At 43.4% G+C, this 13719-nt stretch carries 14 protein-coding genes and 3 pseudogenes; 8 read left to right on the forward strand and 9 right to left on the reverse strand.

What is annotated here, in order from left to right:
* Nucleotides 1-56: 56 nt before the first annotated feature.
* The gene (locus N4T56_RS20905) at nucleotides 57-377 is read left to right on the forward strand and encodes a hypothetical protein (protein WP_261734546.1); all 321 of its coding nucleotides are present in this window, start codon (nucleotides 57-59) and stop codon (nucleotides 375-377) included.
* Nucleotides 378-491: 114 nt separating this feature from the next.
* On the opposite strand, the gene N4T56_RS20910 is transcribed toward N4T56_RS20905, so the two are convergent.
* Nucleotides 492-761, reverse strand: a complete 270-nt coding sequence (locus N4T56_RS20910) for a hypothetical protein (protein WP_261734547.1) — start codon at nucleotides 759-761, stop codon at nucleotides 492-494.
* A gap of 10 nt (nucleotides 762-771) precedes the next feature.
* Nucleotides 772-1095: a hypothetical protein gene (locus tag N4T56_RS20915; protein ID WP_261734548.1), complete on the reverse strand. Its 324-nt coding sequence runs from the start codon at nucleotides 1093-1095 to the stop codon at nucleotides 772-774.
* Between the two features lie 569 nt (nucleotides 1096-1664).
* Here N4T56_RS20915 and N4T56_RS20920 point away from each other — a divergent pair.
* The 4 genes and pseudogenes from N4T56_RS20920 (at nucleotide 1665) to N4T56_RS20935 (ending at nucleotide 5543) form a co-directional block, all read left to right on the forward strand.
* Complete coding sequence (locus N4T56_RS20920) at nucleotides 1665-2714, forward strand: hypothetical protein (protein WP_261734549.1); 1050 nt, start codon at nucleotides 1665-1667, stop codon at nucleotides 2712-2714.
* 27 nt (nucleotides 2715-2741) lie between these two features.
* On the forward strand, nucleotides 2742-3794 hold the full coding sequence (locus tag N4T56_RS20925) for a hypothetical protein (protein WP_261734550.1): 1053 nt from the start codon (nucleotides 2742-2744) through the stop codon (nucleotides 3792-3794).
* A gap of 217 nt (nucleotides 3795-4011) precedes the next feature.
* A pseudogene (locus N4T56_RS20930) lies at nucleotides 4012-4396 on the forward strand (DUF3302 domain-containing protein).
* A 2-nt stretch (nucleotides 4397-4398) separates the two neighbouring features.
* Nucleotides 4399-5543: pseudogene (locus N4T56_RS20935) on the forward strand (HlyD family secretion protein).
* A 60-nt stretch (nucleotides 5544-5603) separates the two neighbouring features.
* Here N4T56_RS20935 and N4T56_RS20940 read toward each other — a convergent pair.
* The 6 genes from N4T56_RS20940 to N4T56_RS20965 all read right to left on the reverse strand — a co-directional run bounded on the left by N4T56_RS20940 (nucleotide 5604) and on the right by N4T56_RS20965 (nucleotide 10241).
* Nucleotides 5604-6527 (reverse strand): sensor domain-containing diguanylate cyclase, encoded by a 924-nt coding sequence (locus tag N4T56_RS20940; protein WP_261734551.1) that lies wholly within the window; start codon nucleotides 6525-6527, stop codon nucleotides 5604-5606.
* 272 nt (nucleotides 6528-6799) lie between these two features.
* On the reverse strand, nucleotides 6800-7447 hold the full coding sequence (locus tag N4T56_RS20945; RefSeq protein WP_261734552.1) for a molybdopterin cofactor-binding domain-containing protein: 648 nt from the start codon (nucleotides 7445-7447) through the stop codon (nucleotides 6800-6802).
* A 7-nt stretch (nucleotides 7448-7454) separates the two neighbouring features.
* On the reverse strand, nucleotides 7455-8861 hold the full coding sequence (locus tag N4T56_RS20950) for a molybdopterin cofactor-binding domain-containing protein (RefSeq protein ID WP_261734553.1): 1407 nt from the start codon (nucleotides 8859-8861) through the stop codon (nucleotides 7455-7457).
* Nucleotides 8830-9105 (reverse strand): hypothetical protein, encoded by a 276-nt coding sequence (locus N4T56_RS20955; protein ID WP_261734554.1) that lies wholly within the window; start codon nucleotides 9103-9105, stop codon nucleotides 8830-8832. Before N4T56_RS20955 ends, N4T56_RS20950 begins: the two co-directional genes overlap by 32 nt.
* Nucleotides 9089-9568 (reverse strand): (2Fe-2S)-binding protein, encoded by a 480-nt coding sequence (locus N4T56_RS20960; protein WP_238104822.1) that lies wholly within the window; start codon nucleotides 9566-9568, stop codon nucleotides 9089-9091. Before N4T56_RS20960 ends, N4T56_RS20955 begins: the two co-directional genes overlap by 17 nt.
* A 517-nt stretch (nucleotides 9569-10085) precedes the next feature.
* A complete protein-coding gene (locus N4T56_RS20965) occupies nucleotides 10086-10241 on the reverse strand; it encodes a hypothetical protein (protein ID WP_261734555.1) in 156 nt (51 codons plus the stop codon).
* Between the two features lie 463 nt (nucleotides 10242-10704).
* Here N4T56_RS20965 and N4T56_RS20970 point away from each other — a divergent pair, with 463 nt between their 5' ends.
* The 3 genes and pseudogenes from N4T56_RS20970 to N4T56_RS20980 form a co-directional block, all read left to right on the forward strand.
* Nucleotides 10705-11022, forward strand: a complete 318-nt coding sequence (locus tag N4T56_RS20970) for a hypothetical protein (protein ID WP_261734556.1) — start codon at nucleotides 10705-10707, stop codon at nucleotides 11020-11022.
* Nucleotides 11023-11033: 11 nt separating this feature from the next.
* Nucleotides 11034-11294: a hypothetical protein gene (locus N4T56_RS20975; protein ID WP_261734557.1), complete on the forward strand. Its 261-nt coding sequence runs from the start codon at nucleotides 11034-11036 to the stop codon at nucleotides 11292-11294.
* A 76-nt stretch (nucleotides 11295-11370) separates the two neighbouring features.
* Nucleotides 11371-12894 (forward strand): annotated as a pseudogene (locus N4T56_RS20980) (PepSY-associated TM helix domain-containing protein); the annotation flags it as partial.
* 70 nt (nucleotides 12895-12964) lie between these two features.
* Here N4T56_RS20980 and N4T56_RS20985 read toward each other — a convergent pair.
* Nucleotides 12965-13660 (reverse strand): pirin family protein, encoded by a 696-nt coding sequence (locus N4T56_RS20985; protein WP_261734558.1) that lies wholly within the window; start codon nucleotides 13658-13660, stop codon nucleotides 12965-12967.
* Nucleotides 13661-13719 lie beyond the last annotated feature (59 nt).

The raw sequence follows: 13719 nt of genomic DNA on the forward strand, positions 1-13719 counted from the left end.
TTAGCCGCTATTTAGTTAACATCAGGTTTTACCTCAGCTAGGTGATGGAGAGAGAAGTGAATTGGTTCAATGTATGTTTAGGTGCAGTGTTAATGCTGATGTCTGTGCCTGTTGTGGCGTCTGAATTACCGACCCAAGATATCAGTGAGATTATTTCTAAAGAAGAGTTTTTGTCTTATGAAAATGTCGCTGATTTTATTGAACACTCGCCTAAAGTGACCGAGTTTGTGGCGCCTGAGGCTGATGATATAGAACAATACGGCAGTGATGTGATGAAAACCCTAACCGGCTCTGACTGTGACAGAGACGGAAAAATGGACAGCAACCCAGAATGTAATGCGGTGTTCTATAAATTGTGGATGAAGTACCAGCTATAGCTGTCGACACATAAGCAAGGATGGTTGCAAAAAATAGGTAGCGCTTGATACCTACGAGTGCCGTTAAATTGTTACTTTACAGGGGTTAATAAAACATCCTGCATGGCTTGAACGTCAAATTTCGCTAGGCCTCTGGTTGATAATGTCGCACCACTTTTTACCTTCGGGAGTATTATTAAACGTGACGTGCAAGGTTTTATCTTGCACGATTTTGGGGTTCACTTGTAATAATGAGGCGACCTTAGCAATTTGCGGATCAGACTTTAGGTATTCAAATACGTTTATATCCATGATGATGGCGTCGATTCGGCCTTTTGCAAGTTTTAGGATATTTTGTTTTTCATCGATGCCCGATTCAAATTTTTGGCTGCCATTGGCAATCATTTCATCTATTTCAACGGTATTGATATAACCCTTCAGTACCCCCTAATTCATATCGATTTAAATCACTGACCTGATCCCAAATAATCGGATTACTCTTACGCTCTATCAGTACGATAGGGCTGGCACCTATGGGATCTGAAAACAATAACTCGCTAGAGGGATTATAGTAAGTGGGGTAATAACCTACGACTTGGCCTGTTTTTACTGTTCGGGAGGCTCGGTTCCAGGGCAAAACACCTATCGCGAGCGTGTGACCTTGATAACTCAATGCTTGAGTAATGATTTGACTGTTGATGCCATGTTTGGGGAGAGCGCTACCAGTAAAAGGGGCCATTCTATGGTGGAAAGCTAGAGCGTATCGGCCTTTAGTCCTGCAGATAAACACAATGTGGTTAGGATGATGCAGAGACAATATTGTTTCAGTTTTATTGGTACCGCATCCATCATTTTCACCAGTCCGTTGTGAGTTAGCTTTGAAGAACATTTTAATATAAGCATAAATTTTTTATAGTTTTATGGCATTTTTACAGAATGATTAGCTATATAAATCAATCTGTAAGCTTTTTAAAGCCGCCTCCAAATAAAAAATGCTGATGATAAAAATAGTTGGAGTAAAAGCTTAAAACGTCTGTGCCAATGTTGGTACTAGCGATAACGCTCACTTACCGCGAGTGGTAGAAGCTCTTACGTATCCTGACGTTGTCGATTGTAATTAATTCAAACAAGATGCTGATTATTGGGTTTGTCCTGTGTAAATTCTAGTCTTTTTTAGGCTTGCATTGTTTTTTATCTGCTCTATGTTGAGTGCTCAGTTGTAACAAAACGCACGAAAGTGATAACAAAAACACAAACAAAAAATAACAATCTGTGTATTGCTGTAGCAGATAAAAATGAGGACAACCCATGAAAAAATCGATGTTGTTGCTGTTAGCTGGTTTATTCAGTTGTGCAGCACAAGCGGCAGTGAGTGGCTATCCAGTCGTATTGGTGCATGGCTTTCAGCCGGATAACTTACAAAGCAAACCTACTGGGGCACAGGTGAGCAATAATGGTGCTGATTACTGGGCACAATACTGGCGCGATAGAGCTGACGAACGTATCGACTGGCCATCACAAGAACGGGTCGCCGATAAGATCACTAGCCAATATGTTTGGCCAAAACTGCAACAAATGTCACGTGACGGCACCTGTGCTAATGGTTGTGTGTTTGTGAGTCATTCAACAGGCGACTTAGTGACACGATATATTATCGATAACCAAGCATTATGGTTACAAAATGCGGGTCTACAGCCGCTGAATATTGTGGCAACGTTCGACTTTGCTGGTGCTGGCGGTGGTGTTGAGCTTGCTGACTTAGCGGTCAATGTGGCTAATGGTTCTGGTTTAATTAACTCCACGGTTAAGCTTGCTGTGTCGTTATGGCTCGGTGCTACGCCGTCATCATCTAACATTGGGGTGTTAAATGATTTACGGGTGAATACTGCGCGTCAATTAGCTTCATTTCCAGATAGCCGGGTGCCGCGCTTACGTTTTGCTGGCGCAGGTTCTGACTTTTTAGGCACGACAGGGGCTTTTTTACCAGGAGAAGATGACGGTGTTGTCGCGAGTCATTCAAGTTGTGGTGCAGCCTCTGCCAGCAGTTATAACAGTTGTTCGCGCAGTGTTGCATTTGATGGCAAGTTAACCTCGGTTAATGATCCAAATGCATTTATGCCTTACCATTATCCGATGTTGATGAGTGAAGGTTATAGCCACAACGACACCATTGGCAGCAGCGCTAAAGATGAAGTGACTACCGCTAATAATAGCTCGGCTTACTTAAATGGTGACAACATCAAGTTTACCACCTATGACGAAAAACGTGGTTGGTGGATTTTTAGTTCGCGTTATAGAGTGGTGAGTAACTCTAGTCGAACCAGCATGTCGTCATTGGTTTATCAGGCCGCAAATTAGTCCCCACTCAATGCGGATTTAGCTATTATGAAGCATAAAAAAAAGATCAGTATTGTTGCCCTGCTTGTTGGATGTGCAGGATATTGGTATCTCTTGTCTGAGCCGGCTCCCACGCTGGCTCAGGCAGTTGTTCCAAATCAAGACTCTCAAAGCGTTACTCATCAACCCAGTGTGGTAAAGCCGATGCTGCCTAAGCAAGCTACTGTAAAAGAAACCGTACCTGAGACAGTGAGCGAGCGTTTTTCATTGCTTGCTAAAGCTTATGCACAAGAGCTTTCTTTGCCTGCGTATTCGGTGCCACTTGGGATTGATGATGTTCATTTGTTAAACCCTAATCGTTATGTGCCACAACCTGTGATGTTAGAAGGTGGTGCAAGCGCTAGCATAGTGTTGCCTAAATATCGCTTTAGTTTCCCTGAACCCGTCACGGTGACGTTAGAGGTTAATGGACTATCGGTTAGCGGTGTCAACGCCTTGATTAACAGTGAAACCGATGCCAGTCAGGTGTTGGCTGAAGATGAGATGTTAGGGCAAAACGGACGCTGGACAGTGCAACTCGATGCCACAGAAGAATGGGATGACTCGATGGCGGTCAATGTTAGCTTTAGCGCTAATGGTAAAAAGCAGACTTTAACGACGGGCATTGAATATAGCTACCCAACAGCGACGATCACCGGTGTGGGTGAAGTACGAGCTGAAGGGCATGATATGTTAATCCCACTAAAAATAACGGTCGAAAAAGCCGGTTATTATCGAGTAAGAGCCAATCTGTATACTACAAATCAACAACCTGTAGCGCTGTTAACCGCTTCTGACAAGCTGTCTGAAGGTGAGGTTGAAATGGAGCTCAAAGCCTACAAGGGTGTGCTGCCTAAGCAAGATGGTGAGTTTACTCTGGGGAGTTTTGTATTGGAACGTCGCCCTGCAGTACCTGGTGAGTTAACACGTTATGGTCGCAGTAATGAGTCTAACTATGAGTTAGGTGAATTTGCCGTTGAACAATTGTCTGATGAGCCTTGGCAGCCTGATGAGCAAGAAATGCAGCGACTGCAATTTTTGCAAAAAATGGCCAATGAATAAGTGTAAAAATGATGATCCAGTTAATGTCAGTTAACCTTGCGGTAAACTTAAAGTGAATATCATATTTTGAAATGAGTAATTCTCTTTTATGTAAGTGTGAATATTCTCTGTTTTTTTACTGGATTGAAGTGTACTTTTTTTAAACAGTCTTATACTCAATATACCGCCCAACTTATTTTTATACTCACAAGGGTTATGGCGGAAATCGGGAGGATACATGTTCTTAGACTACTTTGCGCTAGGTGTGCTTTTTTTTGTCATCATCTTTATTTTCTACGGCATTATTGCCATCCACGATATTCCCTATGAGATTGCCAAAAAACGCAATCACCCCCAACAAGATGCCTTGCATATTGCTGGTTGGGTTAGTTTATTCACCTTGCATGCCATTTGGCCTTTTTTATGGATATGAAGCTACCTTATATCGTGAAGATAGAGGTTGGGGGTTTAGCGATTCTCGCAAACGAGAATTAATACTAGAAGGAGAGGTAAAAGAGTTAATTCAGCATGTGAGCGCGTTAAACGAACGCTTAACAGCGTTAGAGCAACCCGTCGCAGTGGGCAAACCGCCCCAATCAGACGATAAACCACAAGAGGCATAATCATGGACTTATTACTCATACTGACTTATGCCGCCATTTGTATCGCGATTTTTAAAATATTTAAGATCCCCTTAAATAAGTGGATCGTGCCGACGGCTATTCTTGGCGGTATTGTGTTAATTGGGTCTTTATTGATGTTGATGAACTATAACCATCCCTACACTCGATTTGCTCGGGAGTATTTTGTCACTATCCCTATTGTACCTGCCGTTAAAGGATTAGTGACAGAGGTGAATGTAAAGGCTAATTCGCCGATTAAAAAGGGTGATGTGTTATTTAAAATTGACCCTACACCTTATCTTGCGGTGGTTAAACAAAAACAAGCTGCGTTAAAAGAGGCTGAGTTACAAGTGCCGCAACTTGAAGCTGCATTTAACATAGCTGCTGCCAAAGAAGAGCAGGCCACAGCAGATAAAGACCGCACAGAGTCTGCGTATAAACGTTATGAAGAGGCCATAAAAAGGGTGGGCGTAACTCGCCTTTTACTGAGTTAGAGCTCGATAATCGTCGTCAATTGTTTGTTTCGGCCTCTGCACAGCTTAATGCCGCAAGTGCAGAAGCGTTACGTACTCGCTTAGCTTATGAGTCTAACCTGGATGGCGTCAATACAAAGGTTGCTGGGCTTCAGGCTGATTTAGCTAAAGCTGAGTATGACTTACAACAAACGGTAGTGAGAGCCCCGTCTGATGGTGTTGTGACACAACTTGCACTACGCGAAGGTGCCATGGCAGTACCATTACCCTTGCGCCCAGCGTTGACTTTTATTCCTGCTGAAACTCGATACTTTGCTGGCGCTTTTTGGCAAAACTCATTGTTAAGGCTAAAAGAGGGAGATGACGCTGAAGTGATTATTGATGCAATGCCTGGGCGAGTGTTTAAAGGCAAAGTGTCTAAAGTTTTACCGGCAATGGCTGAGGGTGAGTTGCAATTTAGTGGTAATTTACAGTCGTCTGATAGATTGTTTCAACGTGGTCGAGTGTTAGTGTTGATTGAACTAGAAGATGATGCTTTAAGGGAGTCATTACCTGCTGGTGTTGCTGGCCAGGTGGCGGTTTATACCGACCACTTTAGCCATGTCGCTGTTATGCGTAAAGTCTTGTTAAGAATGCAAGGTTGGTTAAATTATCTGTTTGCCGAAGGTCATTAACGTCTATAGAAATACATTTTTGATTTAAAACGTGCGGCCGCTAATTTGTTTATATTGTGTTTATTGCACTTTATTGCGGCCGCCATGTTTAGCGCTATATAAGGCTTTATCTGCACGACAAAACAACTCGTTCATTGAGGTGTCACCCTCAGTGAGCGTGCTACAACCAATTGATATGGTAATATTAATCCCCTTACTGGTTTGCGCCACATAAAATGAATGTTGAGCTATTTGAGCCCTAATTCGCTCGGCAATCACCTTGGCTTCATTTTGATCTGTCATCGGTAAAATCGCGGTGAATTCTTCACCACCAATGCGTGATAACGAGTCCGATTGGCGCAATAATTTATCGCAGGTTTGGGCAAATTCTTTGAGTATCTGGTCTCCGCCTATATGACCATAACAGTCATTAATCGCTTTAAAGTAATCGATGTCGATAACCAGTAAAGAAAGTGGTTGATTAAACCGAATTGCGCGGGCGCATTCTTGTTTAGCAATTTGATTGTAAGCTCGGCGATTGTGTACGCCAGTGAGTTGATCAGTATTAACCAGACTTTCAATATGTTGATGGGCTTCTTCTAAGGCTTTTTGGGTATTTTTTAATTCGGTAATATCTACGCCCATAATGACAGTATTGCCACTGTCGAGATTAATTCTGGTCATTTTAAACCAGCGGCCATCTGTTAAGTCGGTTTCATATTGATTAAGCGCTTTGTCTGAATGCAGCTTATGCAGGTTTGCAAGCCATTGATCAAAATTGTCGGCGTTGATAATGACGCCTTGTTTGGTTTCCCAAGCGTTACGCAATAAATCGGCCGACTTTTTGCCCGTTGCATTCTGTACAGTAGTACCAAATATGCTGGCAAAATGTTGATTGCAATATATCACTTCCTTGTCACTGTTGATTATCCCTAAGCAGTTGGGCGTAATTTTTATTGCTTCTAGAAAAATAGCTTCCAAATTAGCAGGTATACTTTCGGGCATAGAATACTCAAGGATATGAAGATGTATATTGACAATTATAAGTTAAATTATTCACTTATTATTAACAATTAGTAGGTTAGTATAATATTATTTTTAGCGAGCATTGTTTGTGACTGTTTTTGCTCATTTTTTAAAAAGTGTAATATGAGTAAATTAATTCACGTGTCAGCCTTTAGGGTGATAGCTGGTGGCGTTTTGGTTATAAAAAAGCCGACTAGTATGATAATAGTCGGGCTTTTTAAGTTATTAATTAAACTTACTTGGCATATTGATTAAATACTCGTGAGCTTACTTTTAAGATCGTTTGGCTTCATTGGTAACTTGCGTAAACGCACGCCAACCGCATTATAAATTGCGTTGGCAATGGCTGGTGCTACGGGCGTTACTGCTGGCTCTCCTAATCCTGAAGGTGGTTGAGTGCTTGGAATAAACTCAATTTTTATTTCAGGGGTTTGGTAAATACGTACTGGCGTATAAGTACTAAAGTTTGAGTCTTTATATTGGCCATTAACGATCTCGGTGCCTTCATGAATAGCCATTGATAAGCCCCATAGCGCCGCGCCCTGACACTGTGCTTCTGCGCCATTAGGGTGCACAATAATCCCGGCATCAATCGCAATATACAGTTTTTGTACGTCAATGCTGCCACGGTCTTTGTCTACTTGCACTTGAACGGCACAAGCCACCCAGGTGGGCATATCGCGCTCTTGACCAAAGGTAGAGGCAATGCCCAAACCGGTGTTTTCGGCTTGAGGTTTGCCCCACTCAATCATTTCAGCCGCTTTTTTCAGTACCGCAGCCTGACGTGCGGCACCACCAGCAGCAACAGGTGTGGTACCTGCATTTCGACCTTCGGCGATGAGCATGTCGAGACGGAATTGCAGTGGATCTTTACCGGCATGATGCGCGGCTTCGTCCATAAAACTTTCAACCGCCCAACCAGTCCAACCTGTACTCTACTGAACGTAACCAACCCGGTCTAAAAGTGGCAATGGCTAAATCGTTAGACACGGCACGTACTTTTTGTGCGCCTACGCTGTACCAGTGATCGGCACCTGCAATGGAGAATGGATCAAATGGTTGACCATTGATTCCTTTAGGCATAAAGCCGGGCGCTAAAACTTGTGTTGGCCAACCTGCTGTAGCGTGATGTTCCATCGCGGTCACCGCTTTGTTGCCATCGAAAGCCATTTTTAATTGCTGTACTGAAACAGAGCGCGCACTGTCAAATTGCATATCTTGCGGGCGCATCATCACCATTTTGACTGGCTTACCGCCCAATGCTTTAGAGGTGAGTGCCGCTGGAATGGTGTAGTCGCCGTTAAGTCTGCGGCCAAAGCCACCGCCTAACATGTAACTACGGATAACAATGTTGGCTTCATCTTCTGCAAGCGCTGTCGCTAGCACAGGCAGGGTAAGTGATTGCCACTGACATCCTGAATGAATTTCCCAAATGCCGTCTGGGTTTTTAAATACCAAAGCATTTAACGGTTCCATCTGCGCATGCAGTACGGTGCTGGTGATGTACTCTTCGGCAATAGTGCTTTTTGCGCCGGCAAACGCTGGCTCAGTTTCAACATTACCTGTGTCTAAAATGCCGCCTTTGCTGGCGTCGTTGAGTAACGTTTTACCGTGGGCAATAATGTCAGCTTCAGATACGTTAGCGGTTTCACCTTCATCCCAGGTTACTTTAACCAGCTTTGAGGCTTTTTGTGCAGCAAAAAAGCTGCTGGCGATTACCATTAACCAACCTGGCACACTGCCACTGGCATCATCTAACACGATTGTTTGTTGATAGCCTTTAACCGATTTGGCAGCTGAGTCGTCAAACTTAACCACTTTTGAGCCATAGCGGGTTGGCGGCAAAATCGGGTTGGCGTACACCATACCATCTACTTTAGCGTCGATACCAAATACGGTTTTACCATTGGTTTTATTGGCAATATCAAGTGAGGTAACTTGTTGGCCAACCAATTTAAGATCAGCATTGGGTTTAAGCGGCAGTTGCTTGAGTTCTTCTTCGGTAAATTGACGGGTTAAGCCCATTTCGACCAATTCGCCAAACGACAATTCGCCTTTGCTTGATACGATTTTACCGTTACTGGCTTTACAGTCAGCAGGTGCAATGCCCCATTTTTTAGCTGCAGCTTCAATTAGTGCCGTACGACCAGCGGCGCCCGCTTGGCGGTACACCGGCCAGCTTTGCGAAATAGACCAGCTACCTCCCGTGACCATATAACCCCAACGTGGGTCGCTGTCTACGTGGATAATTTCAATATCATCCCACGAGGCTTCAAGCTCATCAGCTAAAATACGCGCAATAGCCGTACCCACATGTTGGCTCCATTTCTGAGCGCATAATGTTGACTTTAATTTTGCCGGCAGTGTCGATTGAGTACCATAAAGACGGCTCGTAAATGTCGCCTTCACTTGGTAGTACTTTGCCGTCTGGGCTAGCGGGATTCATGGCAGCCATTAAGTGGCGAGGAAACCCAAAGCTGACACCAACCGCTGTCATGGCAATTAAAAAACCGCGGCGGGTCATGCCTGCCGATCCACGTTTAGGCAGTCTGCTCATCGTTACTCTCCTTGATTGAGTTTGCAGCTTCATGAATGGCACTACGGATACGCACGTAGGTCATACAGCGACATAAGTTTCCGCCCATTACCGCGTCAATATCTTTATCGGTCGGTGCTGGGTTGTCTTTTAATAATGCGGCGGCTTGCATAATTTGCCCAGATTGGCAGTAACCACATTGCGGCACTTGCAGTTTTTGCCAGGAAATTTGTAAAGGATGATCGCCGTTTTCAGATAGGCCTTCAATCGTAGTAATTTCAGCGCCTTCGACTGACGATATTGGGGTAATGCATGAGCGTGTTGCTTGGCCACCAATATGTACGGTACATGCGCCGCAGGTACCAATACCACAACCAAACTTAGTGCCGGTCATGTTGAGTTCATCGCGGATCACCCACAAAAGCGGGGTGTCGCTTTCTACGTCGGCAGTCATCGGCTTGCCATTTAAAATAAATTTTGCCATTGGTCACTTCTCCAGTGAATTAATGCTCAAACTTGGGCTTGATAACTATCTCACCCACTTTTTAGTTTTGGCTAGGGTCTGTTGATTTTTGCTGGTTGAATTTTGTTCGAGTTAAAAACGTGTTAATCGAGGCGAATGGATTGATGCCTAGTCATCTAAGCAAAATCCATTCAACAAAGAGTAAAACGTTTTTAGCCGAGCCCTTTGGGCAGCGTTTGTTGGCCATTTTTACTGCGTTATCGACTTTTTATGTAGAATAACTACACATCTAAGTCTCTGCCGCGCACTTGTATATGAGTAATGGCCAACAATTCGCTGCAAAAATAACCTTGAAAGATCAACAGCCCCTAGGTGTTTCCCCAGCTGATTGACGCTCAATACATCACGAAACCGCTCATAGCAATGCTATTGGACGTATGGCGGTTGCTAACTCTATCGAGTATTACGTTGTTAAGGGAGTTGGATCATCTCAATACGCTGCATGGTTGGCCTTTAACTCATTGATCATTAATGCAACCTAGCGTGACCAAGGTATTACTTGGTTAGATAAACTTTGATGAGTCATGACCGTGCTTGGCTGAGTGACAAGGTATATCATGGGTTGCCAAACCGTTATCACTGCTAAACCTAATATTACTGCGCCACATACGTTGTTCTCGATGGGTTTTAGCATTTAGGTTGCCTTGTTTTCTACACGTAAAGTGCAATAAACAAGGGAATATCTCATCGTACGCTCCCTGTTCGAATCTTTATTTATATCTGGTTATTATTTAAGCCTAAGCAATGCTTATTACTTTGTAAAGAAATCAATTGTCCGTAAATTAGTTATTAATAATACAGTAAGTTGAAAATGGAATACATGAGATTTTGTTATCACAAGTTTTATGTTAATGCTTTGTTTAGTAATCGATTTATTTCGTTTAAGTGTTGTTGCGGCAAGCTTCTCGTTTGTCACGTTAGCGTTTAATTGAGCGACGAATCGATGGCGTTATTATCGACACTCATGGGCGATAGCGCTATTCGATGATGGTATAGCCTAATAACGTACGTTTGGTTCGATATTATGCTTGTATTTACAGCTGTGATTTATAATAATGAATGAAAATTATTATCATTTGTATTTAAGGCTGGTAAATATGGAACTCATCAGCGTTTCTTCTCTATGGCTAGGGTGTTTGTTTGCTTATTTGGCGTCAGACAAACAACAGCTTATCGGTTTGCCGTTTCCTAAACTGCTTGCGTGGAGCTTAAGTTTTGCTGCCATGTTATTTGCAGTGTGGGGATTTAGTCACACATACAGTTTACTTGTGTCTAGTTTATTAGTGATCATTTGCGTGATGACTATGTGGATTTTGTTGGTGTTACTCGCCGCACACTTTAAAGGTCGTAGCATGTGGGTTAGCTCATTAGGCTTTGCCTTATTTGTCAGCATTATGATGGTTGGCGTTAAATAAGGTTAAATCAAATGTGGTTAAAGTCGCTTGCCGCCTTTGCTTGGGGGGTATTACTGGCAATTTGCATCGTGTTGTTGTCATTTCACCTGTTGCCGTTTGCTGCTGGTTTAAAATTGTTTATCGGCTTGCTGTTGGGCTTTTGCGTGTGGGTTACTGTTATGGCGTATTGTTATAGCCGTAATACTACCAAGGCCGCAAATATGGTTTGTGGTAAATGGTTTGCCGTCACAGCCGCTGCCAATGTGTTGTTGTTTTATATTCCGGTCTATTAATGAACTCTTCAATGAACTCTCAGACTCAAGCACCACACAAAGTGATTAAAAATCTGCTCGAGGACTTCACAGTTGGCTTGGGTTGATTATTTCGCCTTTGTTGTTTTTGATATTTTGGGCAGGCGCGATCACGCTATTCCATGACGAAGTCGCACAGTGGGCTATTACGCCACATCATCCAGTACAACATAGCCAGCAAGACTTGCCACTAGGCAGCATTGTTGAGCACAAGCTCGCGGAATATCCGGTTGATCAAGATGGGCGTTTACGAATCAATATGCCCACGACATTAGTACCTTATTATATTTTCTATTTAGACATTATTGACGAGCTGGCCGAAAATGGTCGTCAGACTATGCTCATTCTTGTTGATCCTAAAACAGGTGAAACGGTAGCAGGCATAGATGACTTCGTATTATCGCAGTTTATTTATCATCTGCATTACAACTTTAACTTACCCGGCGGCAGTTACCTTGTTGGTATTGTGGCTTTAGTGTTTTTGTTTGCCTTGGTGTCTGGTGTGTTTATTCATGCCCGCAAACTGTTCAAACACTTTTTTCAGTATCGAGTGGATAAGCAGCGGCGCGATAAGTTATTAGATTTACATACTGTGGTCGGCGTAATGACGCTGCCGTTTACCTTAATGTATGCACTTAGCGGGTTAATCCTCAACTTAGCCATTGTGTTTCAGCTGGCTTTTGCGATGTTTATCTATCAAGGCGATCAACAAGCGTTGTTAAATGACGCAGGCTTTGAGCGTGTGGTAGAACCGCGAAGCTCAAATCCGATGGTGATGGACAATGCCTTTAAGCTAATTGAAGAGGCTCGGCAGCAAGACGATTTTGAATTACGCAATGTGATTTTTCATCATTACGGCGCCGCTAATGCAACAGTGCAAGTGCGGGGTAGCGATACCGCAAGATTTGCTCAGCGTGATGAAGTGACCTATCGCATTGCCAATGGCGAAGTTGTTAATCAAGTGAATGCTGAACAAAATAATGCATTCCGTCAGGGGCGCGATGTTTTTGTTAGCCTGCATTTTGCTAACTTTGCCGGTATGGAAGTGCGGATGCTGTTCTTCATTTTAGCAATGGCCATCAGCGCAATGATAGTGACAGGTAATATGTTGTGGATTAATAAACGCCAAACATTGCGGCAATCTTCTCCGCGTAGTATTGCCATTGCAAGTGCCGTAACCCTTGGTGGATGTGGTGGCATTATTGTGGCTACCGCCGTTGGTTTTTTATTTGAGCGACTATTGCCGGCTTCACTCATTTCACGAGGTGATTGGCTTATTGGCGGTTTTGTCGCAACGCTGCTTGTGGTTATCGTAATGAGCATTAATGTGACGAATATTAAGCGTCATATTAGCCGCTTATTACTGCTTACCAGTGCACTGTTATTAATAACCGTGATGGCCGATTGGCTGATGTTTGCCGAGCAGATTATTACTCTGTGGCAAGACGGCTTTACTGCAGTGATTGGTGTGCAAGTGGCAATGGGTTTTATGGCTGCAATTGGCGTATTTAGTGCACTAAAGCTAAGAGACGTTGAGCAAGCTAACGCCCCAGAAAATTTGAATCATCCTATTAGCAATTAATCACTTTTGTGCGTGATAAAATACACGCCTGCCGGCGATAGCATTTTCACAGGCAGCAAGAGTGCGAGCATTAAGATAAATCAAACAACAGTGCAGTAGACTGGTCGTCTAATGAATTTTTTAACGTAATAGTTTGTAGGTCAGTAATTTTAGCGCCATCACCGGCAGTGAGTCTTTCTGACTCGATTTTTAGCTCACCAGCAATTTGATGCACATACACTTTTCGCCCAGGTGCAATGGTGTACGTTAACTCTGAATGCGGTGCTAAAATCAATTGCGATAAGGTCGCATTTTGCTTTATGTGCAAGGTACCATTTGCACCCGTTGGCGTGGCAATAGTAGTTAATCCTATAGCTTGGCCAAAGTTTTTTTGCTGATAGTCAGGTGGATTCCCTAAGGTGTTAGGCTGGATCCAAATCTGTAAAAAGGTCAATGGGTCGGTTTTAGATGCATTGTATTCACTGTGGCTAATGCCGCTACCCGCCGACATCAGCTGGAACTCTCCTGCGGGCAATACCTCAACATTACCTTCACTGTCTTTATGGGCAATTGAGCCTTGCAGCACATAGCTAATAATTTCCATGTCACGATGACCATGAGTGGCAAAACCTGCGCCGGGGGCTACTGTGTCATCGTTAATAACTCGAAGGGCAGAAAACCCCATTTGCTCCGGGTCGTAATAACTGCCAAATGAGAAACTGTGCTTGCTGTCTAACCAGCCAAAGTTGGCGGTGCCACGCTCATTTGCAGGACGTAAAGTGATCATGGTGTTCTCCTAACGCTTAATGTAGCTTGATACCAATCAGATGTGTGTTTGGATCTGAT

It is taken from the genome of Shewanella phaeophyticola (assembly GCF_025398315.1).
GTDB classification, from domain to species: Bacteria; Pseudomonadota; Gammaproteobacteria; order Enterobacterales; family Shewanellaceae; genus Shewanella; species Shewanella phaeophyticola.

What these genes read in the sequence shown, in the direction of transcription:
- N4T56_RS20910 (WP_261734547.1), bottom strand. Translation starts at nt 761, where the DNA reads ATGATTGCCAATGGCAGCCAAAAATTTGAATCGGGCATCGATGAAAAA.
- N4T56_RS20915 (WP_261734548.1), bottom strand. Translation starts at nt 1,095, where the DNA reads ATGGCCCCTTTTACTGGTAGCGCTCTCCCCAAACATGGCATCAACAGT.
- N4T56_RS20920 (WP_261734549.1), top strand. Translation starts at nt 1,665, where the DNA reads ATGAAAAAATCGATGTTGTTGCTGTTAGCTGGTTTATTCAGTTGTGCA.
- N4T56_RS20925 (WP_261734550.1), top strand. Translation starts at nt 2,742, where the DNA reads ATGAAGCATAAAAAAAAGATCAGTATTGTTGCCCTGCTTGTTGGATGT.
- N4T56_RS20940 (WP_261734551.1), bottom strand. Translation starts at nt 6,527, where the DNA reads ATGCCCGAAAGTATACCTGCTAATTTGGAAGCTATTTTTCTAGAAGCA.
- N4T56_RS20945 (WP_261734552.1), bottom strand. Translation starts at nt 7,447, where the DNA reads ATGGACGAAGCCGCGCATCATGCCGGTAAAGATCCACTGCAATTCCGT.
- N4T56_RS20955 (WP_261734554.1), bottom strand. Translation starts at nt 9,105, where the DNA reads ATGAGCAGACTGCCTAAACGTGGATCGGCAGGCATGACCCGCCGCGGT.
- N4T56_RS20960 (WP_238104822.1), bottom strand. Translation starts at nt 9,568, where the DNA reads ATGGCAAAATTTATTTTAAATGGCAAGCCGATGACTGCCGACGTAGAA.
- N4T56_RS20965 (WP_261734555.1), bottom strand. Translation starts at nt 10,241, where the DNA reads ATGCTAAAACCCATCGAGAACAACGTATGTGGCGCAGTAATATTAGGT.
- N4T56_RS20970 (WP_261734556.1), top strand. Translation starts at nt 10,705, where the DNA reads ATGGAACTCATCAGCGTTTCTTCTCTATGGCTAGGGTGTTTGTTTGCT.
- N4T56_RS20975 (WP_261734557.1), top strand. Translation starts at nt 11,034, where the DNA reads ATGTGGTTAAAGTCGCTTGCCGCCTTTGCTTGGGGGGTATTACTGGCA.
- N4T56_RS20985 (WP_261734558.1), bottom strand. Translation starts at nt 13,660, where the DNA reads ATGATCACTTTACGTCCTGCAAATGAGCGTGGCACCGCCAACTTTGGC.